Source organism: Streptomyces daliensis (genome assembly GCF_054782395.1).
Genome location: NZ_BAAGSO010000130.1, coordinates 25,093 through 48,196, shown reverse-complemented (window position 1 = coordinate 48,196; position 23,104 = coordinate 25,093). Strand labels below are relative to the sequence as shown.

Annotated in this window: 22 protein-coding genes and 1 pseudogene; 18 read left to right on the top strand and 5 right to left on the bottom strand. The window is 70.6% G+C overall.

The genetic code is table 11. From position 1 onward, the window contains the following. Positions 1 to 24: 24 nt before the first annotated feature. The 4 genes from ACYVOO_RS37165 to ACYVOO_RS37150 all read right to left on the bottom strand — a co-directional run bounded on the left by ACYVOO_RS37165 (position 25) and on the right by ACYVOO_RS37150 (position 3,245). Positions 25 to 939, bottom strand: coding sequence for a methyltransferase domain-containing protein (locus ACYVOO_RS37165; RefSeq protein ID WP_461020151.1), 915 nt, complete (start codon positions 937 to 939; stop codon positions 25 to 27). Next, the gene (locus ACYVOO_RS37160) at positions 939 to 1,076 is read right to left on the bottom strand and encodes a hypothetical protein (RefSeq protein ID WP_461020150.1); all 138 of its coding nucleotides are present in this window, start codon (positions 1,074 to 1,076) and stop codon (positions 939 to 941) included. The genes ACYVOO_RS37165 and ACYVOO_RS37160 overlap by 1 nt, the downstream gene beginning before the upstream one ends. Before the next feature lie 273 nt (positions 1,077 to 1,349). After that, positions 1,350 to 2,171 carry a C40 family peptidase gene (locus ACYVOO_RS37155; RefSeq protein ID WP_461020149.1) on the bottom strand — a complete coding sequence of 274 codons (822 nt, stop codon included), beginning with the start codon at positions 2,169 to 2,171 and terminating at the stop codon, positions 1,350 to 1,352. Between the two features lie 294 nt (positions 2,172 to 2,465). Then, the gene (locus ACYVOO_RS37150) at positions 2,466 to 3,245 is read right to left on the bottom strand and encodes a sulfite exporter TauE/SafE family protein (protein ID WP_461020148.1); all 780 of its coding nucleotides are present in this window, start codon (positions 3,243 to 3,245) and stop codon (positions 2,466 to 2,468) included. Positions 3,246 to 3,625: 380 nt separating this feature from the next. On the opposite strand from ACYVOO_RS37150, the gene ACYVOO_RS37145 reads away from it, so the two are divergent. The 14 genes and pseudogenes from ACYVOO_RS37145 (at position 3,626) to nuoN (ending at position 20,015) form a co-directional block, all read left to right on the top strand. Then, the gene (locus ACYVOO_RS37145) at positions 3,626 to 3,985 is read left to right on the top strand and encodes an NADH-quinone oxidoreductase subunit A (RefSeq protein WP_461020147.1); all 360 of its coding nucleotides are present in this window, start codon (positions 3,626 to 3,628) and stop codon (positions 3,983 to 3,985) included. A gap of 11 nt (positions 3,986 to 3,996) precedes the next feature. Beyond that, positions 3,997 to 4,551, top strand: coding sequence for a NuoB/complex I 20 kDa subunit family protein (locus ACYVOO_RS37140; protein ID WP_453346870.1), 555 nt, complete (start codon positions 3,997 to 3,999; stop codon positions 4,549 to 4,551). Then, entirely contained in the window at positions 4,548 to 5,303 is a 756-nt protein-coding gene (locus ACYVOO_RS37135; RefSeq protein WP_461020146.1) for an NADH-quinone oxidoreductase subunit C, read from the top strand. Before ACYVOO_RS37140 ends, ACYVOO_RS37135 begins: the two co-directional genes overlap by 4 nt. After that, positions 5,303 to 6,640 carry an NADH-quinone oxidoreductase subunit D gene (locus tag ACYVOO_RS37130; RefSeq protein WP_461020145.1) on the top strand — a complete coding sequence of 446 codons (1,338 nt, stop codon included), beginning with the start codon at positions 5,303 to 5,305 and terminating at the stop codon, positions 6,638 to 6,640. The genes ACYVOO_RS37135 and ACYVOO_RS37130 overlap by 1 nt, the downstream gene beginning before the upstream one ends. Continuing rightward, positions 6,637 to 7,545 carry an NADH-quinone oxidoreductase subunit NuoE gene (gene nuoE / locus ACYVOO_RS37125; protein ID WP_461020144.1) on the top strand — a complete coding sequence of 303 codons (909 nt, stop codon included), beginning with the start codon at positions 6,637 to 6,639 and terminating at the stop codon, positions 7,543 to 7,545. Before ACYVOO_RS37130 ends, nuoE begins: the two co-directional genes overlap by 4 nt. Beyond that, positions 7,545 to 8,885, top strand: coding sequence for an NADH-quinone oxidoreductase subunit NuoF (gene nuoF, locus ACYVOO_RS37120; RefSeq protein WP_461020143.1), 1,341 nt, complete (start codon positions 7,545 to 7,547; stop codon positions 8,883 to 8,885). Before nuoE ends, nuoF begins: the two co-directional genes overlap by 1 nt. Further along, positions 8,882 to 11,401 carry an NADH-quinone oxidoreductase subunit G gene (locus ACYVOO_RS37115; protein WP_461020142.1) on the top strand — a complete coding sequence of 840 codons (2,520 nt, stop codon included), beginning with the start codon at positions 8,882 to 8,884 and terminating at the stop codon, positions 11,399 to 11,401. Before nuoF ends, ACYVOO_RS37115 begins: the two co-directional genes overlap by 4 nt. Before the next feature lie 8 nt (positions 11,402 to 11,409). Then, positions 11,410 to 12,816: an NADH-quinone oxidoreductase subunit NuoH gene (gene nuoH / locus ACYVOO_RS37110; protein WP_461020174.1), complete on the top strand. Its 1,407-nt coding sequence runs from the start codon at positions 11,410 to 11,412 to the stop codon at positions 12,814 to 12,816. Positions 12,817 to 12,853: 37 nt separating this feature from the next. Then, positions 12,854 to 13,411, top strand: a pseudogene (gene nuoI, locus ACYVOO_RS37105) (NADH-quinone oxidoreductase subunit NuoI); the annotation flags it as partial. A gap of 155 nt (positions 13,412 to 13,566) precedes the next feature. Beyond that, positions 13,567 to 14,481 carry an NADH-quinone oxidoreductase subunit J gene (locus ACYVOO_RS37100; RefSeq protein ID WP_461020141.1) on the top strand — a complete coding sequence of 305 codons (915 nt, stop codon included), beginning with the start codon at positions 13,567 to 13,569 and terminating at the stop codon, positions 14,479 to 14,481. Beyond that, positions 14,478 to 14,777, top strand: coding sequence for an NADH-quinone oxidoreductase subunit NuoK (nuoK, locus tag ACYVOO_RS37095; RefSeq protein WP_453346862.1), 300 nt, complete (start codon positions 14,478 to 14,480; stop codon positions 14,775 to 14,777). Before ACYVOO_RS37100 ends, nuoK begins: the two co-directional genes overlap by 4 nt. A gap of 13 nt (positions 14,778 to 14,790) precedes the next feature. Then, positions 14,791 to 16,686, top strand: coding sequence for an NADH-quinone oxidoreductase subunit L (nuoL, locus tag ACYVOO_RS37090; RefSeq protein WP_461020140.1), 1,896 nt, complete (start codon positions 14,791 to 14,793; stop codon positions 16,684 to 16,686). 3 nt (positions 16,687 to 16,689) lie between these two features. Next, a complete protein-coding gene (locus ACYVOO_RS37085) occupies positions 16,690 to 18,351 on the top strand; it encodes an NADH-quinone oxidoreductase subunit M (RefSeq protein ID WP_461020139.1) in 1,662 nt (553 codons plus the stop codon). 5 nt (positions 18,352 to 18,356) lie between these two features. Further along, positions 18,357 to 20,015, top strand: a complete 1,659-nt coding sequence (gene nuoN, locus ACYVOO_RS37080; protein WP_461020173.1) for an NADH-quinone oxidoreductase subunit NuoN — start codon at positions 18,357 to 18,359, stop codon at positions 20,013 to 20,015. A 96-nt stretch (positions 20,016 to 20,111) separates the two neighbouring features. On the opposite strand, the gene ACYVOO_RS37075 is transcribed toward nuoN, so the two are convergent. Then, positions 20,112 to 20,657 carry a hypothetical protein gene (locus tag ACYVOO_RS37075; protein WP_461020138.1) on the bottom strand — a complete coding sequence of 182 codons (546 nt, stop codon included), beginning with the start codon at positions 20,655 to 20,657 and terminating at the stop codon, positions 20,112 to 20,114. Between the two features lie 200 nt (positions 20,658 to 20,857). On the opposite strand from ACYVOO_RS37075, the gene ACYVOO_RS37070 reads away from it, so the two are divergent. The 4 genes from ACYVOO_RS37070 (at position 20,858) to ACYVOO_RS37055 (ending at position 23,068) form a co-directional block, all read left to right on the top strand. After that, complete coding sequence (locus ACYVOO_RS37070; protein ID WP_461020137.1) at positions 20,858 to 21,223, top strand: PadR family transcriptional regulator; 366 nt, start codon at positions 20,858 to 20,860, stop codon at positions 21,221 to 21,223. Next, positions 21,220 to 21,795 carry an HAAS signaling domain-containing protein gene (locus tag ACYVOO_RS37065; protein ID WP_461020136.1) on the top strand — a complete coding sequence of 192 codons (576 nt, stop codon included), beginning with the start codon at positions 21,220 to 21,222 and terminating at the stop codon, positions 21,793 to 21,795. Before ACYVOO_RS37070 ends, ACYVOO_RS37065 begins: the two co-directional genes overlap by 4 nt. Before the next feature lie 107 nt (positions 21,796 to 21,902). Then, positions 21,903 to 22,412 (top strand): hypothetical protein, encoded by a 510-nt coding sequence (locus ACYVOO_RS37060; protein ID WP_461020135.1) that lies wholly within the window; start codon positions 21,903 to 21,905, stop codon positions 22,410 to 22,412. Positions 22,413 to 22,612: 200 nt separating this feature from the next. Next, the gene (locus ACYVOO_RS37055) at positions 22,613 to 23,068 is read left to right on the top strand and encodes an SSI family serine proteinase inhibitor (protein ID WP_461020134.1); all 456 of its coding nucleotides are present in this window, start codon (positions 22,613 to 22,615) and stop codon (positions 23,066 to 23,068) included. The last annotated feature ends 36 nt before the right edge of the window (positions 23,069 to 23,104 follow it).

Genomic DNA, 23,104 nt, shown 5'->3' with positions numbered 1-23,104 from the left:
AGCCCTCGCCCTGGCCGGGACACCTCAAGGGCCCGGCGGCGCGGGCACGGCCGCTGCCCCGGCGGTGCGGTCCGCGACCGTGACGCACTGACCGTCGACGCCGACCTCGATGCGCAGGTCCTCCCACTGCTCGGGATCGAGCCCTTCGGGCCAGCCCAGCTCCGTGTAGGAAGCACTCCCGCCGCGCTGGCCGCGGGTGCGCATGAACTCGACGCGGGCGACGGGCCGCCCCTGGGCGCGGCCTTCGCCGTCCGCGGTCAGGCGCACCAGAAGGTCGTGTCCGAAAGGGGAGTCGAGGGGGAGCAGCAGGACACCGCCCGGGCGCAACTGCTGGATCCAGGCGTAGGGGACGCGTCGTACGGAGGCGGTGGCCAGGACCCGGTCGTACGGTGCGTCGCCGGTGTGGCCGTCCTCACCGTCGCCGCAGCGCAGGCGCGGGTGGAGGCCGAGGCCGTGCAGGGCCGTGCGGGCCCGGTCGGCGACCTCGGGATCGATCTCGATCGAGGTGAGACGGCCGGTGCCGGTGCGGTGGGCGAGGAGCGCCGTGTTGTAGCCGGTGCCGGTGCCGATCTCCAGCACGCGGTCGCCGGGACCGAGGGCGAGGTGCCGCAGCATCTCGATCACGACCCCGGGTGAGGAGATGCTGGAGGTCCAGGCGCCGGAGGCCGGGCCGTCTGGGGGTACGGCACCGTCGTCGATCTGCGTGATCAGCGGAACTCCGGGCAGGTAGACGGCCTTGAGCCAGGCCCGGGGCTTGCGCGTACGGTCGAGGAGGGGGCAGCGGCCGTCCGGGCCGGGATCGGGCCACCACACTCGGTCGGGTACGAAGTGCTCGCGGGGCACGGCGAGGAACGCCTCTCGCAGCCACGTGGTGCCGAAGCCGCGCTTGGCGTCCATCTCCCGCACGCATTCCTCCCGCACGTCCTGCGCGGGCGCCATCATCGGTCCTCGGCGTCGGGGTCGGTGGTGCCGTCGTCTTCCGGCATCGGATTGCCGGGGTCGTCCGCACGGGAATACGGTCCGCCGACCTCGCCGTCGCCGGTCTGCCGGTCGTTCTCGTCACCGCCTGCTGCCATGGCCCGCCCTTCTCTCTGGCCTGTGCCGGTTCCTGAGCGGTTTTCGACGGTAGTTCTGGCCGGGGCCTGCCGACAGAGCGCACGGGAGCGCGCCGGACCCGCGCCTCCACCCCCGCCGCTCGCGCGGGGCCCTGCGGAGGAGGCACGGCGAAGGGCCCCCTCGCCTCGCGCGGGAGGGGGCCCTTCGTCCGTGTTCAGGCCGGTATGTCACCGGGGTACCGGTGCCGGCACCGGTGCCGGTGTGCGGGGATGCGCGTGACGCCGCAGGGCGCGTCAGAGAACGCGGACCGCGCCGCTCGGCTGGTCGTAGCTCAGGTCGCGCTCGACGACGCCCGTCGAGGAGTTCTGGGCGCCGATGAACTTGCCGCCGCCGACGTAGACGCCCACGTGGTAGGCGCTGCCCTTGCCGCCCCAGTAGAGGATGTCGCCCTGCTGGAGGTTGCCGAGGCCGACCTCGGTGCCGGTCGTGGACTGGTCCTGGGAGACGCGCGGGAGGTCCACGCCGATCTGCTTGAACGCGGCCGACGTCAGCCCGGAGCAGTCGTAGGCGGAGGGCCCGGTGGCGCCGGAGACGTACGCCTTGCCGACCTGGGCCTTGAGGAAGCCGATCAGGGTGGCGACATTGCCGCTGCCGACGGGCGCGGTCGAGGTGGACCCGGAAGCGGAGGCGAGCGAGGTGCGCTCGGCGGAGCGGGAGGCGCGCTCCTTGGCCTCGGCGGCCTTCTTGCGGGCCTCCTCCGCCTTGCGCTTGGCCTCGGCCCTGGCCTTCGCCTCGGCCTTCTCCTTGGTCTCCTTGGCCTGCTCGCGCGCCTTCTCGGCGGCCGTCTGCTGAGCCTCCTGGAGCTCGTAGTGCAGGGCGCTCATCTCAAGCGAGTCGGCGGCCTGGGTGGCGGAGCTGGACAGGTCGCTGGAGAGGGTCGGCATCTCGACCGTCTCGGCAGGCGCGTTCTTGTCGGCGGACGCGAGGGCGGGGGAGGCCGCCGTGGTCAGCGCGATGGTGCCCATGACGCCGCCAGTCACACCCGCACGCAGCGCCACATTCATCTTGCTGGAGCGGGGCTTCCGGTGGCTGGGTATCTGAGCTTTCGGGGACATGAGGGAATGGGTAGCAGGGGCGCGAGGTTCCGTTCAATAAAGGTGCGATGCGCCACAGTCGTCGCGTACACGGCGAGTTGGCCCCTTATTGATCTTCACAAGTCGTTTTCAGAGCCCCCTTCAATGCCCAACTACGGGCCCGTGACCACGCAGTTGTCCGCAATGCCTGAATTGATCTTTTGGCATATCACGGTGAGGTCTCGGGCGCAAAGATGGCAGCGGCTGCCGCGAAAACGCGTGGCATAGGTCACGGGACGAGGCTCAAGTCCCGGAGCACATCGGATGTTGGGGGTCTTATCCGCCCCATTGGTCGTAGCCCAGCTTCGCGACCAGTGCCGTCACGACGGTCAGCAGAACGATCCGGACGAACCCATTCCCGTTCTTGAGCGCCATATGCGCCCCGACCCATCCGCCGCCGAGGTTCGCGAGGGCGAGAAAGGGGGCGACGGTCCACAGGACGGTGCCGTGTGAGGTGAATACGGCGAGGGCGCCCAGGTTTGTGCCGACGTTCACGACCTTCGCCGTGGCCGACGCCGTCACCATGTCCATATGGAGGAGCGCCACGAGCGCTATCACCAGAAACGTCCCGGTACCCGGCCCTATGAGCCCGTCGTAGAACGCGATGACCCCGCCCGCCACGGCCAGCGCCGCCGCCACCCTCTTCCCCGTGACGGGTCCGTGCCCCGGGGTCGTGCCGAACCGGGGGCGGAACGCGACGAACGCGGCGACCGCGAGGAGCACCGTCATGATCAGTGGGTTGAGGACCTCTTTGTCGACCGCGGATGCAAACAGCGCACCCCCTCCCGCCGACACCATGGCCAGCCCGCCGAGCCGTAGGGCCAGCCGTGCGTCGAGCGGTGCCTTGCGTGCGTAGGTCACGGCGGCCATCGAGGTGCCCGCGACGGCGACCGCCTTGTTGGTGCCGAGTACGTAGACGGGTGGGACGTGCGGGAAGCCGATGAGCATGGCCGGAAGCAGGATGAGACCGCCGCCCCCGACCACCGCGTCGATCCAGCCCGCTGCCGCCGCGGCGACGCACAGCAGTACGAGGGCGGTCAAGGTGATCTCGTCCATGACCCGTGAGGGTATCCGGCAGCTAGCAGTTGACGTTGTCCAGCGCGAATTTGCCTTTGCGTGGATCTGCTTGATAGAGGAGCGCCGCCGCAAGAGGCCCGTCGGCCGGTCGCCCGTCACCTCCGGTGATCACTCGTGAGCTTCGCGTACGAAGATCAACAGGCATCTGACCTGATGATCCTCCGTCAGGTGGTGGAGATCACAAAGTCGTTGACGTACCCCGTGTCGCAGATCACAGACCCCCAGGCATAAGATGCCTCCCGCGAGGGCTTGTGAACTGCCTCACATAGGAGCGATCTTCATGGGGCGGGCCACGGGCCCAGCAGTCAGCCGGCAGTCAGCGTCGACTAGCAGGGGTCGACTGGAAGGAGCGGTGAGCGGTGAACGCCTACACGCCAATCCTGGTACTGGGAGCGCTCGGAGCGGCCTTCGCGATCTTCTCCGTGGTCACGGCCTCAGTCGTCGGCCCCAAGCGGTACAACCGCGCGAAGCTCGAAGCCTACGAGTGCGGTATCGAGCCGACGCCGCAGCCCGAGGGCGGCGGCCGGTTCCCGGTGAAGTACTACCTCACGGCGATGCTCTTCATCGTCTTCGACATCGAAATCATCTTTCTCTACCCCTGGGCCGTGCACTTCGACTCCCTCGGGATGTTCGGCCTGGTCGAAATGCTGGTCTTCGTCGCCCTCATCGGTGTCGCCTACGCCTACGACTGGCGGCGCGGCGGCCTGGAATGGGACTAGGGGCATAAGTAATGGGACTCGAAGAGAAACTGCCGAGCGGCTTTCTGCTGACCACAGTCGAGCAGGCCGCCGGGTGGGTGCGTAAGTCGTCGATGTTCCCGGCGACCTTCGGACTCGCCTGCTGCGCCATCGAGATGATGACAACGGGCGCCGGGCGCTACGACCTGGCCCGCTTCGGCATGGAGGTCTTCCGCGGTTCACCCCGCCAGGCCGACCTCATGATCGTGGCAGGCCGGGTCAGCCAGAAGATGGCCCCGGTGCTGCGTCAGGTCTACGACCAGATGCCCAACCCCAAGTGGGTCATCTCCATGGGCGTGTGCGCCTCCTCCGGCGGGATGTTCAACAACTACGCGATCGTGCAGGGCGTCGACCACATCGTTCCCGTCGACATCTATCTGCCCGGCTGCCCGCCGCGCCCCGAGATGCTGATGGACGCGATCCTCAAGCTCCACCAGCACGTCCAGGGCGAGAAGCTCGGCGTCAACCGCGAGCAGGCGGCCCGCGAGGCGGAGGAAGCGGCGCGCAACGCGCTCCCCACCATCGAGATGAAGGGGCTGCTGCGATGAGCGACGACAACCAGCACCCGGAGGGGGAGGCGCCGAACGGCTCCGTCCCCGCCCCCCGCGACGAGGCGGGCGAGGTCATCGGCGTACGGCGCGGCATGTTCGGCGCCCGAAACGGCGCCGACACCTCCGGCTACGGCGGCCTCGTACGCACCGTGCGGCTGCCCGGCGCCAGCGGACGCCCGTACGGCGGGCCGCGCGGACGCGACGGCTACGGCGAGTTCGACGAGATCGCCGACGAACTCGAGGGCGCGCTGGAGGAGCAGGGCCTCGTGCCCGGGAACGCCATCGAGAAGACCGTCGTCGACCGCCGCGAGATCACCTTCCACATCGCCCGCGAGCACCTGCCCCAGGTGGCCAGGACGCTCCGCGACGACCCGGCGCTGCGCTTCGAGATGTGCACCGGCGTCAGCGGCGTCCACTTCCCCGACGACAAGGGCCGCGAGCTGCGGGCCGTCTACCACCTGCGCTCGATCACCCACAACAGGGTGGTCAGGCTGGAGGTCAGCGCCCCCGACAGCGACCCGCACGTCCCCTCGATCGTCGACGTCTATCCGACGAACGACTGGCACGAGCGCGAGACGTACGACTTCTTCGGCCTCGTCTTCGACGGGCACCCCGCGCTGACGCGGATCATGATGCCCGACGACTGGCAGGGCCACCCGCAGCGCAAGGACTACCCGCTCGGCGGCATCCCCGTCGAGTACAAGGGCGCCCAGATTCCCGCTCCGGACCAGCGGAGGTCGTACACCTGATGAGCACCCCCACCACGCAGCACGCGCCCGCGGGCATCCGCGAGACCACCGAGGGCACCGTCTACGACGTCACCGGCGGCGACTGGGACGAGATCGCCGCCGCCGCTGCCAAGAGCGACGACGAGCGCATCATCGTCAACATGGGCCCGCAGCACCCGTCCACGCACGGCGTGCTCCGGCTCATCCTGGAGATCGACGGCGAGACGGTCACCGAGGCCCGCTGCGGCATCGGCTATCTGCACACCGGCATCGAGAAGAACCTCGAATTCCGGACCTGGACGCAGGGCACCACCTTCGTCACGCGCATGGACTACCTCACGCCGTTCTTCAACGAGGCCGCTTACTGCATGGCCGTCGAGAAGCTCCTCGGCATCGAGGACGACGTGCCCGACCGGGCCAACGTCATCCGCGTCCTGCTGATGGAGCTGAACCGGCTCTCCTCGCACCTGGTGGCCATCGCCACCGGCGGCATGGAACTGGGCGCCACCACGGTCATGATCTTCGGCTTCCGTGACCGCGAACTCGTCCTGGACCTCTTCGAGCTGATCACCGGGCTGCGCATGAACCACGCGTTCATCCGCCCCGGCGGCCTCGCCCAGGACCTGCCCTCCGGGACGATGGACGCGCTGCGCGAGTTCCTGAAGAAGATGAAGAAGAACCTGCCGGAGTACGACAAGCTCTGCACCGGCAGCCCCGTCTTCAAGGCGCGCCTCCAGGACATCGGCTATCTCGACCTCGCCGGATGCATGGCCCTCGGCGCCACCGGGCCCATCCTCCGCTCGGCAGGGCTCCCGCACGACCTGCGCAAGGCGCAGCCCTACTGCGGCTACGAGAACTACGACTTCGAGGTCCCCACCGTCGACACCTGCGACTCCTACGGGCGCTTCCTGCTGCGCCTGGAGGAGATGCGCCAGTCGCTGCGGATCATCGAGCAGTGCATGGAGAGGCTGGAGCCAGGACCGGTCATGGTCGGGGACAAGAAGATCGCCTGGCCCGCGCAGCTCGCGCTCGGCCCGGACGGTCTCGGCAACTCCCTGGACCACATCAAGAACATCATGGGCACCTCGATGGAGGCCCTGATCCACCACTTCAAGCTGGTGACCGAGGGCTTCCGGGTCCCGCCGGGACAGGCGTACGCGGCGGTCGAGTCCCCCAAGGGCGAACTCGGCGTCCACGCGGTCAGCGACGGCGGCACCCGCCCGTACCGCGTGCACTTCCGCGACCCCTCCTTCACCAACCTCGAATCCATGGCGGCGATGTGCGAGGGCGGCCAGGTCGCCGACGTCATCGTCGCCGTCGCGTCCATCGACCCCGTGATGGGAGGCGTCGACCGATGACCACCGCACCCGCCGAGGGGACACCCCCCGCGCCGACCGCGCAGCGCGTGGAACTGGGCACGCCCCAGATGCCCGCGCCCGACTACCCGAACGACGTCCGGGCACGGCTGGAGGGCGACGCGAAGGAGATCATCGGCCGCTACCCCGACAGCCGCTCGGCCCTGCTGCCCCTGCTGCACCTCGTGCAGGCGGAGGAGGGGCACGTCACCCGCACCGGGCAGCGGTTCTGCGCCGAGATGCTCGGACTCACGACGGCCGAGGTCAACGCCGTCGCCACCTTCTACACCATGTACCGGCGCAAGCCCTCCGGCGACTACCAGGTCGGCGTCTGCACCAACACGCTGTGCGCGGTGATGGGCGGCGACGCCATCTTCGACGAGCTGAAGGAACACCTCGGCGTCGGCAACGGCGAGACCACCGAGGACGGCAAGGTCACCCTCGAACACATCGAGTGCAACGCGGCCTGCGACTTCGCGCCCGTGGTGATGGTCAACTGGGAGTTCTTCGACAACCAGACCCCGCAGAGCGCCAAGCGCCTCGTGGACGACCTGCGCGCGGACCGCGAGGTGGCCCCCACCAGGGGCGCCCCCATGTGCACGTTCAAGGAGACGGCGCGCATCCTCGCGGGCTTCCCCGACCCGCGCGACGGCGCCGTCGAGGCCACCGGCGGCGCGGGCGCACCCTCCCTCGCCGGGCTGCGGCTGGCGCGCGGCGAGGCACCGCACGGGAGGGTCGTCAGCCCGCGCGGCGAGGCGGCCCCGCCCGGCGAGCAGCCCTCCGACGAGGGCGCCCGCTACCCCGGCGAGGCCCCCGCGTCCCACCCCAGCTCGCACGACGCACCGCAGAAGACCGCCGCGTCGTCGCCGGACGCACCGGACCCGGCCACGGCTGAGGAGGACCAGTGATGACGACGGAATCACCGGAGAAGCTGCTCTCACCCGTCCTCTCCGCCTTCTGGGACGCGCCCGAGCCCTGGACGCTGGAGACCTACCGCCGCCACGACGGCTACGAGGGGCTGCGCAAGGCCCTCGCCATGCCGCCCGACGACGTGATCGCCTACGTCAAGGACGCGGGACTGCGCGGACGCGGCGGCGCGGGCTTCCCGACGGGCATGAAGTGGCAGTTCATCCCGCAGGGGGACGGCAAGCCGCACTATCTCGTCGTCAACGCGGACGAGTCCGAGCCCGGCACCTGCAAGGACATCCCCCTCCTCTTCGCCAACCCGCACTCGCTGATCGAGGGCATCGTGATCGCCTGTCACGCGATCCGCTCCTCGCACGCGTTCATCTATCTGCGCGGCGAAGTCGTCCCCGTACTGCGGCGGCTGCACGCGGCCGTCCGCGAGGCGTACGAGGCGGGCTACCTCGGGCCCGACGCGCTCGGCCCCGGCAAGCCGCTGGAGCTGACCGTCCACGCCGGGGCCGGCGCCTACATCTGCGGTGAGGAGACGGCGCTGCTCGACTCGCTCGAAGGACGGCGCGGACAGCCTCGGCTGCGGCCACCCTTCCCGGCGGTGGCGGGCCTGTACGCCTGCCCCACTGTCGTGAACAACGTCGAGTCGATCGCCTCGGTTCCCGCCCTGATGCACAAGGGCAAGGAGTGGTTCCGCTCCATGGGCAGCGAGAAGTCGCCCGGCTTCACGCTCTACTCGCTCAGCGGCCACGTCGCCAACCCAGGACAGTACGAGGCGCCGCTCGGCATCACGCTGCGCCAGCTCCTGGAGATGAGCGGCGGCATGCGCCCTGGCCACCGCCTCAAGTTCTGGACGCCCGGCGGCTCCTCCACCCCGATGCTCACCGAGGAGCACCTGGACGTGCCGCTGGACTACGAGGGCGTCGGCGCCGCCGGATCCATGCTCGGCACCAAGGCGCTCCAGTGCTTCGACGAGACCACCTGCGTCGTGCGCGCGGTCACCCGCTGGACCGAGTTCTACGCGCACGAGTCCTGCGGCAAGTGCACGCCCTGCCGCGAGGGCACCTACTGGCTCGTCCAGTTGCTGCGCGACATCGAGGCGGGCAAGGCGTCCTTCGCCGACATCGACAAGATCGACGACATCGCCGACAACATCAACGGCAAGTCCTTCTGCGCGCTGGGCGACGGTGCCGCGTCGCCGATCTTCTCGTCGCTCACATACTTCCGCGACGAGTACGAGCAGCACATCTCGGAGGGCGGCTGCCCCTTCGACCCCGCGAAATCCACCGCGTGGGCAGACACGGCGAACCACCACACGGAGGTGCCCGCATGACCGTCACCACGTCATCCCCCTCCGGAGGAGGGGAGGCGGCGATCCCGCCGGAGGACCTCGTCTCGCTGACGATCGACGGCGCGGAGGTGAGCGTGCCCAAGGGCACGCTGGTCATCCGGGCCGCCGAACTGCTCGGCATCGAGATCCCCCGCTTCTGCGACCACCCCCTCCTCGACCCGGCCGGCGCCTGCCGCCAGTGCATCGTCGAGGTGGAGGGGCAGCGCAAGCCGATGGCGTCCTGCACCATCCAGTGCACCGACGGCATGGTCGTCAAGACACAGCTCTCCTCGCCAGCGGCGGAGAAGGCCCAGCGCGGGGTGATGGAGCTGCTGCTCATCAACCACCCGCTGGACTGCCCCGTCTGCGACAAGGGCGGCGAGTGCCCCCTCCAGAACCAGGCGATGTCCACGGGTTCGGCGGACTCCAGGTTCGAGGGGAAGAAACGCACCTTCGAGAAGCCGGTGCCCGTCTCCGCACAGGTGCTGCTGGACCGCGAACGGTGCGTGCTGTGCGCGCGCTGCACCCGGTTCAGCAACCAGATCGCGGGCGACCCGATGATCGAGCTGCTGGAGCGCGGCGCACTCCAGCAGGTCGGCACGGGGGAGGGTGACCCCTTCGAGTCGTACTTCTCCGGGAACACCATCCAGATCTGCCCGGTCGGCGCGCTGACCTCGGCCGCCTACCGCTTCCGCTCCCGCCCCTTCGACCTCGTCTCCTCGCCTTCGGTGTGCGAGCACTGCGCGGGCGGCTGCGCCACGCGCACGGACCACAGGCGCGGCAAGGTCATGCGCCGCCTCGCGGCAGACGACCCCGAGGTCAACGAGGAGTGGATCTGCGACAAGGGCCGCTTCGGCTTCCGCTACGCGCAGCGCCCCGACCGCCTCGCCACCCCCCTCGTGCGCGGCGACGACGGCGTGCTCGCCCCGGCGAGCTGGCCCGAGGCGCTGGAAGCCGCTGCCAGGGGGCTCGCGGGCGCGCGCGGCAGGGCGGGGGTGCTGACGGGCGGACGGCTCACCGTCGAGGACTCCTACGCGTACGCCAAGTTCGCGCGCGTCGCGCTCGGCACCAACGACATCGACTTCCGCGCCCGCGTCCACTCCACGGAGGAGGCCGACTTCCTCGCCTCCCAGGTGGCGGGCCGCGGCAGGGACCTGGACGGCACCGGGGTCACCTACGCGGGTCTTGAGAAGGCGCCCGCCGTGCTGCTGGTCGGCTTCGAGTCCGAGGAGGAGGCGCCCGGCGTCTTCCTCCGGCTGCGCAAGGCCATGCGCAAGCACGGCCAGCGCACCTTCTCGCTGGCCAGCCACGCCACCCGCGGCCTGGTCAAGGCCGGGGGCACCCTGCTTCCCGCAGCGCCCGGCACCGAGACCGAGTGGCTCGACGCGCTCGCGGGCGGCGTAGGGCTGGACGCCGGGGGACAGGTCGCCGCCGAGGCGCTGCGCGGCGAGGGTTCGGTGATCGTCGTCGGCGAGCGGCTGGCCGCCGTGCCCGGCGGGCTGACCGCCGCCGTACGGGCCGCCACCGCCACGGGCGCGCGGCTCGTGTGGATCCCGCGCCGCGCGGGCGAGCGCGGCGCCGTCGAGGCGGGCGCCATGCCCACGCTGCTGCCCGGCGGCCGTCCGGCCACCGACCCGCGCGCCCGCGACGAGGTCGCCCGCGCCTGGGGCGTCGCCGAACTCCCGGGCCGCTACGGGCGCGACACGGGCCAGATCATCGAGGCGGCGGCGACGGGGGAGCTGGCGGCGCTGGTCGTCGGCGGCGTCGAACCGGCCGACCTGCCCGACCCGGCCCGCGCCCTCGCGGCGCTGGACGCGGTCGGCTTCCTCGTCAGCCTGGAGCTGCGGCCCGGCGAGGTGACGGACCGCGCCGACGTGGTGCTGCCCGTCTCGGCCGTCGCGGAGAAGTCCGGGACGTTCCTCAACTGGGAGGGCAGGGGCCGCCCGTTCGAGGCAGCGCTCAAGCCCGACCAGATGACCAGGCGGCATGTGCAGACCGACGCGCGCGTGCTGCACATGCTGGCCGACGCACTCGACGTGCACCTCGGCCTGCCCGACCTGCGCACGGCGCGCGGCGAGATCGAGCGGCTCGGCGGCTGGTCGGGCAGCAAGGCACCGGCCCCCGCGGCGACGGCCCAGGGGCTGCCGCAGCCGGGTCCTGGCGAGGCGGTGCTCGCGGGGCACCGGCTGCTGCTCGACCAGGGACGGCTCCAGGAGGGCGACGAGGCGCTGGCCGGTACCCGGCACGCGGCCCTCGCCCGGCTCTCCCCGGCCACGGCGGCCGAGGCGGGGGTCGCCGACGGCGAGCTGCTGACGGTGGCGGGCCCGTCCGGGGCCGTGCGGCTGCCGCTGAGCGTCACGGACATGCCCGACCGGGTGGTGTGGCTGCCGCTCAACTCGGTGGGCGGCGGCGTCAACCGGGACCTCGGCGCGGTGCCGGGGGCGCTCGTCAGGATCACGGCCGGTGCCGCCGAAGCGCACACCGCTGACGCGGGCGAGGACCAGGAGGTGACGGCGTGATGAGCGGCATGACCCTCCTCGCCGAGGAAGACCTGTCGATGTTCGGCACGGACCCGTTCTGGCTGGTCGCGCTCAAGGCGGTCTTCTGCTTCGCGTTCCTGATGGTGACGGTCCTGATCTCCATCGTCATGGAGCGCAAGGTCGTCGGCTGGATGCAGTTGCGCGTCGGACCCAACAGGCACGGGCCCTGGGGCATGCTCCAGTCCCTCGCCGACGGCATCAAGCTGATGCTCAAGGAAGACGTCGTCGTCAAGGGCTCCGACAAGGCCGTCTACATCCTGGCCCCCATCATCGGCGCCATCCCCGCGTTCATGGCCATCGCCGTGATCCCCTTCGGGCCCGCGGGCAACGAGGTGTCGATCTTCGGCACCCGTACGGCGCTCCAGCTCACCGACCTGCCGGTGGCGATCCTCTACATCCTCGCCACCTCCTCCATCGCCGCCTACGGCGTGGTGCTGGCGGGCTGGTCGTCCGGGTCGACGTATCCGCTGCTGGGCGGCGTCCGCGCGACGGCGCAGATCATCAGCTACGAGATCGCGATGGGCCTCAGCTTCGCCGCGGTCTTCCTGCACTCAGGATCGATGTCCACCTCGACGATCGTGGGCGCGCAGGCGGACACCTGGTTCGCGTGTCTGCTGCCCGTCTCGTTCCTCATCTACATGGTGGCCATGGTCGGCGAGGCGCACCGCGCGCCCTTCGACATGCCGGAGTCCGAGGGCGACCTCGTGGCGGGCTTCCAGACCGAGTACAGCTCGATCAAGTTCGCGATGTTCATGCTCGCCGAGTACATCCACATGGTCACCGTCTCCGCGCTCGCGGTCACCCTCTTCCTGGGCGGCTGGCGGGCACCGGCGCCGCTCTCCACCTGGTGGGAGGGCGCCAACCACGGCTGGTGGCCGATGCTGTGGTTCTTCCTCAAGCTCAACGTGATGCTGTTCTTCTTCGTCTGGCTGCGCGGCACCCTCCCGCGCGTGCGCTACGACCAGTTCATGAAGCTGGGCTGGAAGGTCCTCATCCCCATCTCGCTGGTGTGGCTGATGCTCGTCGCCACCGTGCGGGCGATGCGGAACGAGGGCTACGGGTTCAGCGACATCGTCTACTGGGTCGGCGGCGCCGCCGTCGCGCTCCTGCTGATCTCCTTCGTCGTCGACATCTTCCGGGGACGCGAGGAGGAGCGGGAGGAGGAGGCCGAGAAGGAGAAGGCCGCTTCCGAGGTCTTCGACCCCATGGCGGGCGGCTATCCCGTGCCCCCGCTGCCAGGACAGACCCTCCCGCCGGTGCCCCGCAGGCGCCCGCGCGGGGAACCGGGTGAACGCTCCCTCGTCGGTACGGCCGGGTCCCCCGGTGGGTCCCCCGGTGAGAGCAGGGACAGCGCTGAGGGGACCCCCCACGGACAAGGAGACGACGGTGCCTGACAACCCCGTGGCCGGCTTCGGCGTGACCTTCAAGGGCATGTTCAAGAAGCGGCTGACCGAGCAGTACCCCGAGTACAAGAAGCCGACGGCGCCCCGCTTCCACGGCCGCCACCAGCTCAACCGGCACCCGGACGGGCTGGAGAAGTGCGTGGGCTGCGAGCTGTGCGCCTGGGCCTGTCCGGCCGACGCGATCTATGTGGAGGGCGCGGACAACACCGAGGAGGAGCGCTACTCCCCGGGCGAGCGCTACGGCCGCGTCTACCAGATCAACTATCTGCGCTGCATCCTGTGCGGCCTGTGCGTCGAGGCGTGCCCGACGCGGGCGCTGACCATGACGAACGAGTACGAACTCGCCGACTCCTCCCGCGAGTCGCTCATCTACACCAAGGACGAGCTGCTCGCGGGGCTGCGGGAGGGCATGGTCGACAGCCCGCACGCGATCTTCCCCGGCATGACGGAGAAGGACTACTACAACGGGCTGGTCACCGAGGCGGCCCCTGGCACCGTGCCGCAGACCGTGACCGACAGCGGCGACCCGCAGGAGTCCGCCGGGACCTTCGGGCCCGGCGAACCGGCCGCCTCGCCGGTCGCCGAGGGCGCCGGAGAGGCGGGCGGCACGGCGGCGGCGGGCGGCGTGGACGACATCGGCGGCGTCGGCACCGGAGCGGCGGCCGGGTTCGCCCACAGCGCCGCAGCCGGTAACGGCACCGGCGCAGGCGAAGGCTCCGAGGGCGCGAAGGGGGAGTCCCGATGACCACGCTCCACCTCGCCGCCGACTCCGTCACCTCCTCGGGCGAGGCGTTCCAGTTCTGGGTGCTGGGGACCATCGCCCTGCTGGGCGCGCTGGGCACGGTGCTGATGCCGCGCGCCGTGCACGCGGCGCTCTGCCTCGCCGGAACCATGATCATCCTGGCGCTGTTCTACCTCGCCAACGGCGCCTACTTCCTGGGCATCGTCCAGATCGTCGTCTACACCGGCGCGGTCATGATGCTGTTCCTGTTCGTGCTGATGCTCGTCGGCGTCAGCGCAGCCGACTCCCTCAAGGAGACGCTCAAGGGCCAGCGCTGGCTGGCCGCAGGATGCGGGCTCGGGCTCGGCATCCTGCTCGTCGCCGGGATCGGGCAGGCGTCGCTGGGCTCCTTCATGGGGCTCAAGGAGGCGAACGCGGGCGGCAACGTACCGGCGCTGGCCTCCCTGCTGTTCACCAAGTACGTGGTGGCCTTCGAGGTCGTCGGCGCGCTGCTCACCGTCGCGGCCGTCGGCGCCACCCTGCTCACGCACCGCGAGCGCGTCGAGAAGACCAAGTCGCAGCGCGAGCAGGCCGAGGAGCGGGTGCGCGGCGGAGTGCAGCTCCCGCCGCTCCCGGCGCCCGGCGTCTACGCACGGCACAACGCGGTGGACCGCCCCGGACTGCTCCCCGACGGCACCCCGTCGGACCTGACCGTCAGCGCGACCCTGCGCCAGCGCGGCCAGATCCGCGAGGTCAGCGCCGAGTCGCTGCGCGAACTCGCCGCGCTGGAGCAGCGCACCGCCGAGTACCACGGGCAGGAGCGGGGCGTGCCTGAGGAGACGCTGCGCGAGGAGCGGGCACGGCGCGACGAGGACCTGATCAACGAGGCCCGTAAGGCCCGCGAGGCCCGCGAGGAAGAGGAGGCCCGCAGGTGAACCCCGTCAACTACGTCTACCTGGCCGCCCTGCTGTTCACCATCGGCGCCGCCGGAGTGCTCATCCGGCGGAACGCCATCGTGGTGTTCATGTGCGTGGAGCTGATGCTGAACGCGGCCAACCTCACGCTGGTCGCCTTCTCCCGCATGCACGGCAACCTCGACGGTCAGATCATGGCGTTCTTCGTCATGGTCGTCGCCGCGGCGGAGGTCGTCGTCGGGCTCGCGATCATCGTGATGCTGTACCGCTCCCGTCACTCGGCCTCGGTCGACGACGCCAGCCTGATGAAGCTGTAAGGGGTACGAACCAGTGGAGTCATTGATCGGACTGCTCGTCGGCGCCCCGCTGCTCGGAGCCGCGATCCTGCTGTGCGGCGGGAAACGGCTCGACAAGGCGGGGCACTGGCTGGGCTGCCTGCTCGCCGCCGCGTCCTTCGTGATCGGCGCGGTGCTCTTCGCCGACATGCTCGGCAAGAACCCGGACGAACGCGCACTGCACCAGCACCTGTTCAGCTGGGTGCCCGTCGACAGCTTCCAGGCCGACGTCGCCTTCCAGCTCGACCAGCTCTCGATGACCTTCGTGCTGCTGATCACCGGTGTGGGCACGCTGATCCACATCTACTCGATCGGCTACATGGAGCACGACGAGCGGTGCCGCCGCTTCTTCGGCTATCTCAACCTCTTCCTCGCGGCGATGCTGCTGCTGGTGCTGGCCGACAACTACCTGCTGCTGTACGTCGGCTGGGAGGGCGTGGGCCTCGCCTCGTACCTGCTCATCGGCTTCTGGCAGCACAAGCCCAGCGCGGCGACGGCGGCGAAGAAGGCGTTCCTCGTCAACCGCGTCGGCGACGCGGGCCTGGCCATCGCCATCTTCCTGATGTTCACCACCTTCGGCTCGTTCGCCTTCGCGCCGGTGCTCAGCACCGCGACCGAGGCGTCCGAGGGCACGCTCACGGGGATCGGGCTGATGCTGCTGCTCGCCGCGTGCGGCAAGTCGGCCCAGGTGCCGCTCCAGTCCTGGCTGGGGGACGCGATGGAGGGCCCGACGCCGGTCTCCGCGCTGATCCACGCCGCGACGATGGTCACCGCGGGCGTCTACCTCATCACCCGCTCCGGGGCGATCTTCAACGAGGCGCCGGACGCGCAGACCGTCGTGGTCGTCGTCGGCGCGGTCACGCTGCTGTTCGGTGCGATCGTCGGTTGCGCCAAGGACGACATCAAGAAGGCCCTCGCGGGCTCGACGATGTCGCAGATCGGCTACATGATCCTGGCGGCAGGTCTTGGCCCCATCGGCTACGCCTTCGCCATCATGCACCTGGTCACGCACGGCTTCTTCAAGGCCGGGCTCTTCCTCGGCGCCGGTTCCGTGATGCACGGGATGAACGACGAGGTGGACATGCGCCGCTATGGCGGGCTGCGGAAGTACATGCCGGTCACCTTCGTGACGTTCGGCCTCGGCTACCTCGCGATCATCGGCTTCCCCGGTCTGTCGGGCTTCTTCTCCAAGGACCAGATCATCGAGGCCGCCTTCGCCAAGGGCGGCACCCAGGGCTGGATCCTGGGCGCGGTCACCCTGCTGGGCGCCGCGATCACCGCGTACTACATGACGCGCGTGATGGTGATGACGTTCTTCGGCGAGAAGCGCTGGCAGCCCGACGCGCAGGGCAACGAACCGCACCCCCACGAGTCCCCGAAGTCCATGACGGTCCCCATGATCGTGCTGGCCTTCGGCTCGGTCTTCGCCGGCGGGCTGTTCAAGTTCAACGAGTCGCTCGTCCACTGGCTGGAGCCGGTCACGCAGTTCGAGCACGGCCACTCGCCGCTCTCGGCCGCCGCCGTGACCTCCGCGACCGTCGTCGCGCTGCTCATCGGCGTCGGCGCCGCCTGGCTCCAGTACGGGCGCAAGGCCGTACCGGCCGTCGCCCCGCGCGGCGGACTGCTCACCCGCGCGGCCCGGCGCGACCTGCTCCAGGACGACTTCAACCACGTCGTCCTCGTCCAGGGCGGCCAGCACCTCACCCGCAGCCTCGTCTACCTCGACCACTCGCTGGTCGACGGTGTCGTCAACGGCACGGCCGCGACCTTCGGCGGCCTCTCCGGGCGGCTGCGGCGGCTCCAGAACGGTTTCGTCCGCTCTTACGCGGTCTCGATGTTCGGCGGCGTGGCGGTCCTGGTCGCCGCGACCCTGCTGATGAGGGCGGTCTGAGTTATGTCATTTCCCCTGCTGACGGCCACGGCCGTGCTGCCCGCGCTCGGCGCGGTCGCCACAGCGGCCGTGCCCGCCGCGAAGCGCACGGCAGCCAAGTGGCTGGCCCTGCTGGTCTCGCTGGCCACGCTCGTCCTCGCGGCCGTGGTGCTCGTACGGTTCGACCCGGGCGGCGCCCGCTACCAGCTCACCGAGTCCCGCGCCTGGATCGCGGACTTCGGGGTGCGGTACGAGGTGGGCGTCGACGGCATCGGCGCCGCGATGATCGGGCTGACGGCGCTGCTGATCCCGTTCATCATCGCGGCGGGCTGGCACGACGCCGATCCCGCCGAAGGAGAGAGGACGAGCAGCCGCTGGCGGCCCACCCAGGGCTTCTTCGCGCTGATCCTGGCCGTCGAGGCGATGGTGATCATCTCCTTCGCCTCGACCGACGTGTTCCTCTTCTACATCTTCTTCGAAGCCATGCTCATCCCGATGTACTTCCTCATCGGCGGCTTCGGGGACCGCGCCCACGCGGCCGGTGAGGACGAGGGTGCCAAGCAGCGCTCGTACGCGGCCGTGAAGTTCCTGCTCTACAACCTCGCGGGCGGCCTGATCATGCTCGCCGCGGTCGTCGGTCTCTACGCCGTCACCGCCGACCAGCTGGGCGAGGGCACCTTCTCGCTCCAGCGGATCGTCGAGGCCCGCGCCTCCGGCGAGCTGAGCATGGCCACCAACACGGAGCGGCTGCTCTTCCTCGGCTTCTTCCTCGCCTTCGCGATCAAGGCGCCGCTGTGGCCGCTGCACACCTGGCTGCCCAACGCCATGGGGGAGGCCACGGCCCCGGTCGCGGTGCTGATCACGGCGGTCGTCGACAAGGTCGGCACCTTCGCGATGCTCCGCTTCTGCCTCGGCCTCTTCCCGGGGGCCAGCGCCTGGGCGACGCCCGTGGTGATCGTGCTGGCGCTGGTGAGCATCCTGTACGGGGCGCTGCTGGCCGTCGGACAGCGCGACATCAAGCGCCTGGTGGCCTACGCGTCCATCTCCCACTTCGGCTTCATCATCCTGGGCGTCTTCGCGATGACCAGCCAGGGCCAGGGCGGCGCGACGCTCTACATGGTCTTCCACGGGATCTCGACCGCCGCGCTGATGCTCGTCGCTGGCTTCCTGATCTCCCGTCGCGGCTCGCGCCTCATCGCGGACTACGGCGGGGTCCAGAAGGTGGCCCCGGTCCTCGCCGGGACCTTCCTGATCGGCGGGCTCGCGACGCTGTCGCTGCCGGGCCTCGCCCCGTTCATCAGCGAGTTCCTCGTCCTGGTCGGCACGTTCAGCCGCTACCCGGCCGCTGGCATCGTGGCCACGGCGGGCATCGTCCTGGCCGCGCTGTACGTGCTGCTGCTGTACCAGCGGACGATGACGGGGCCCGTCGAGAAGCCCGAGATCGAGCGCATCCCGGACCTGCGGGCGCGGGAGCTGGCCGTCATCACCCCGCTGATCGCCCTGCTGATCTTCCTGGGCGTCTTCCCGAAGCCGCTCACCGAGATCGTCAACCCGGCGGTCGAGCACACCCTGTCCGACGTCCGCAAGGACGTGCCCGACACGCACCCGAAGCCAGAACATCCAGTCGCCGACAAGGGCTGGTTCGACTACAAGCCGGAGCCCCACGGCGGAGGTGACCACGAGTGAGCGCGGTGGTAACGGCGGGAGCGGCCGAAGCCGTCCCCAGCCTGTGGACACTCGGAGCGGAACAGCTCCAGGCCCCGACGATCGAGTACGGACAGCTCTCGCCGACGCTGATCGTCCTGACCGCCGCCGTCATCGGCATCCTCATCGAGGCGTTCGCGCCCCGTAAGGTCCGCTACGGCTCCCAGGTGCTGCTCTCCTCGCTGGCGCTCGCCGCGTCCTTCGCGGCCGTCGTCGGGCTCGCCGTCAGCGGGCACGGCACCAGCAAGGCGCAGATCGCGGGCATGGGCGCCATCGCGGTGGACGGCCCTGCGCTCTTCCTCCAGGGCACGATCCTGCTGGTCGCGCTCGTCTCGGTGTTCGTCTTCGCCGAGCGCAAGCTGGAGCCGGTCTCCCACGGATCGGGGAACCGGGTCGACTCCTTCGCGGCGCAGCCCGCGGCCGTACCCGGCGGCGAGGGCGAGCGGGAGGCCACGAAGGCGGGCTGGACGACCACCGAGGTCTTCCCGCTGCTGCTCTTCGCGGTCGGCGGCATGCTGATCTTCCCGGCGGCGAACGACCTGCTGACGCTGTTCATCGCCCTTGAGGTCTTCTCGCTGCCGCTGTACCTGCTGTGCGCCGTGGCCAGGCGCCGCAGGCTGCTCAGCCAGGAGGCGGCGGTCAAGTACTTCCTGCTGGGCGCCTTCTCCTCGGCTTTCCTGCTCTTCGGCACGGCCCTGCTCTACGGCTACGCGGGCACCGTCGGCTACTCGGGCATCGCCCGCGTCGTCGCCAACGCCGAGCAGACCACCAACGCGGCGCTGGCCGACTCCACGGGCAACGACGCGCTGCTGCTCATCGGCGGCGCGATGGTGATCATGGGGCTGCTGTTCAAGGTCGGCGCCGTGCCCTTCCACATGTGGACGCCCGACGTGTACCAGGGCGCGCCGACCCCGGTCACCGGCTTCATGGCCGCCGCCACGAAGGTCGCCGCGTTCGGGGCGCTGCTGCGGCTGCTGTACGTGGTGCTGCCGGGGCTGCGCTGGGACTGGCGGCCCGTGATGTGGGGGGTCGCGATCCTCACCATGCTGGCGGGCGCGATCGTCGCCATCACCCAGACCGACATCAAGCGGCTGCTCGCCTACTCCTCCATCGCGCACGCGGGCTTCCTCCTCGCGGGCGTCATCGCCACCTCGGAGGACGGCGTCTCCTCGGTGCTGTTCTACCTGGCGGGGTACTCCTTCGTGACGCTGGGCGCGTTCGCCGTGGTCACGCTGGTGCGGGACGCGGGGGGCGAGGCGACACACCTGTCGAAGTGGGCGGGACTCGGGCGGCGTTCGCCACTGCTGGCCGCCGTGTTCGCCGTCTTCCTGCTGGCCTTCGCCGGGATCCCGCTGACGTCGGGCTTCGCCGGCAAGTTCGCCGTCTTCAAGGCGGCGGCCGAGGGCGGGGCCGGGGCGCTGGTGGTCGTGGGCGTCGTCTCGTCGGCCATCGCGGCGTTCTTCTACATCCGCGTCATCGTGCTGATGTTCTTCAGCGAACCGCAGGCCGACGGGCCCTCGGTCGCGGTCCCCAGCATCATGACGACGGCCGCCATCACGGTGGGGGTCGCCGTCACCGTGGTGCTGGGTGTGGCGCCGCAGTACTTCCTGGATCTGGCGGGTCAGGCCGGGGTGTTCGTCCGGTAACCGGCAGGCTCTCCTGCGCGCATGCGACGTGCCGCGTCCCGCCCCGTGAAGGGGTGCGGGGCGCGGCACGCTCGCGTGCGGGACTCAGTCGTCGGGTCAGTTGCCGGGCGCCGCGCTCGGCGCCTCGGTGGGCGCCTCGGACGGCATGTCGCTCGGTGCCTCGGTTGGCATCCCGCTGGGCATCTGCGTCGGCAACTGGGAGGCGCCCGCCTTCTTGGTCATGGCCGACTTGGCGCCGGACGCCCAGGTGACGGTGAGCTTCTTGCCGGAGGCGACGAGCGTGCCCTTCGCGTAGTCCTTGTTCCCGTCGGGGCACTTGAAGGTGGCGGTCACCGGCTGCGCCGCGCTGTCCACGGCGCCCTCGCACATGGTCTTCCCCACGACGAGGACGGCCTTGCCCTGCGACATGGTGAGCACCTCCTGCTCACCGCCCGTCGCCGCGTCCTCGGTGCTGGTGCCCCAGATGCCGTCCAGCTCGCCGGGCTCGCCCGCGGGCTGCTGCGAGGGCTGCGCCTCCTGGCTGGGCTTCGCTTCGGCCTTGTCGTCGCCGTTGCCGCCGTCGCTGCCGCCACCGCATCCGGTGAGAGCCAGTCCGGCCGCGACCGCCGCCGCGACGGCGAGCGTCCGGGTCGAAGTGCGCACGTTCGTGATCCCCTCGATTGTCTCCGCTGATGTCGCCGCTTCCGCGCGCCGCCGGTTCCGGGGCGCATGGTGAGGCCGTGTGTTCAGGGTGCATGTCAACCTAACAGCCGTGCACAGAGGGGGTGTGTGCATGGTGTGGCGTCCAAGGGCGGGCGCTGCGTGGGCCGAGCCGGGTTGACACGGCACCTAGTATGCATTGCATGGTAGCTGGTGAAGCAAGCAACCCGAGGGACGTCCGCGGCGTGAGCCAGTTGCGCAAGGGCGTGCTGGAGTTCTGCGTCCTGGCGTTGCTGCGTGACAGGCCCCGCTACGGGGTGGAACTACTGGACGCGCTCGCGGACACGCCGGTCATGGCGACCAGCCAGGGAACGCTGTATCCGCTGCTGTCCCGTCTGCGCAGAAGCGGCCTGGCGGACACGTTCCTGACGGAGTCGGCCAGCGGGCCGTCCCGCAGGTACTACGAGCTGACCGACCAAGGCCGGCAGGCGCTGGAGGAGTTCTCCGGGCACTGGCCCGGTTTCCGCGATGCTGTCGACCGATTCCTCGATCCTGGAGCTGAATCATGAGCGAGCCCCTGACCCACCCGCTGGTCCGCGCCTACCTGGCCTCGGTCGAGCGGGAGGCGGCGGTGCTGTCCGACGAACGGCGCCGCGAGCTGGTCGCTGACCTGCGCGAACACATCGAGTCCGTGCTGCCGCAGGACGCCGATGACGCGACGGTCCAGCAGGCCCTGGACCGGCTCGGCACCCCTCGGGAGATCGCCGCCGCCGCGATCGCCGAAGAGCCCGGCGTCGACCCGTTGCGGCCGGAGAGCCGCGCGCGCACCACGCTGACCCTGGTCATGATGGTGCTGGCCGCCCCGTTCTGGGTCCTGGGCATCGGCCTCGTCCTGGCCGTCGTCGCCGTCGTAAGGATCTGGCGCTCCACGGCGTGGTCCCGGCGGGACAAGCGCCTGGGCGCCGTCTGCGCACTCTCGCCCCTGCTGGTGATCCCCGCGGCTGCCGCGCCGTTCGCCTTCACCAGCGGCCTCACCTCCGCCGGGGTCTTCGGCGCACACCTGATCGCCATGGTGATCCCGCTGGCCGCGGCCGTCCATCTGGGACGCGGCGCCGCGCGGCTGCGCCCGCACGCGGCCTGAAAGGCCCCCCGTGCCCCCGTACGGGCGCCCTGCTAGCTTGTCGTGATCCTGGCGACGATCAGGGTCCGGCGGTCAGCCGGACGAGAACCAGACGGAGGGAAACGCACGTGCGCACATCAGCGCGGATGACGGGGGCAGCGGTCGCTGTGGCGGCGGTTGGGCTGCTGGTGAGCGGCTGCGGGAGCGGCGGCGACGACGGCGGCAGCGGGGGCGGTGGCAGCGAGGCGAAGCCGTCGGCCGGGGCGTCAGCGGGGCAGGGGAGCCAGGAACCGGCGGACGACGCGCCCGTGACCCTCTCCGGCGTGTGGACCATGAAGGTGGACGGCGAGGACTTCGTCCTCACCATCGCCGGTGACGGCGTCACCCTGCTGCGCGACGGCAAGACCTGCACGGGCCGGGCCACCGGCGGCGGAGACCAGCAGACGCTGACGCTCAAGTGCCCCGGCGGCATCGGCGAGGAGCGCACCAACGGCACCGTCGAGAAGCTGGAGGCCAAGTCCCTCAAGGTGGCGTGGAACGGCGGCGACACCGACACGTACGGCAAGGTGGCCGACGCGCCCAAGACGCTGCCCAAGGACCCGAAGGAGCTGGAGAAGCTGCTGCCCAGCGGCGGCTGATCCCGGCGTTCCGGGGTTTTTCACGGGTGCCTGGTGCCCGGCGTTCGGACAGGAGCGCCGGGCACCACCCGTGCGAGGGGTACGGCGCGTGAGGCCGCAACCTCCAGCGCTGGCGCGCGTTGGTGGGGCCGAGGGTGACATGGCATGTCCATCGTCACCCGGCCATCCGTCCCGGAACGTCCCTCTCAGGAGCCTCACCCATGTTGATGCGCCGTTTCGCCGCCACTGCCGTCGTCGTCCTCGCGGCAGCCGCCACGTCCAGCGCCGCGCTGTCCCCGGCGACAGCCGCGCCCGCCGCGCCTCTCCCGCTGCCGACGCCCGTCGAGCGGCCCTCGGACAGCCTCACCGTCACCGTCTCGGAGACCGGCGACCCCGCCGACGCCAGGACGTACACCCTCGACTGCCACCCCGCGGGCGGCACCCACCCGAACGCGCGGGCCGCCTGCGAACAGCTCGACGGCAACTCCCGCTGGGGCCAGGACACCTTCGCGCCCACCTCACACGGCACCCCGTGCACCCAGATCCACGGCGGGCCCGCCACGGCCCACATCGAGGGCACCTGGTCGGGCCGCCGCGTCGACGCGGACTACGACCGCGGCAACGGCTGCGAGGTCGCCCGCTGGGACGAACTGGACAAGGTCCTCACCACCGGCTGACGCGGAACAGGCTGGCGGTGCGGGCGAGTTGTACGG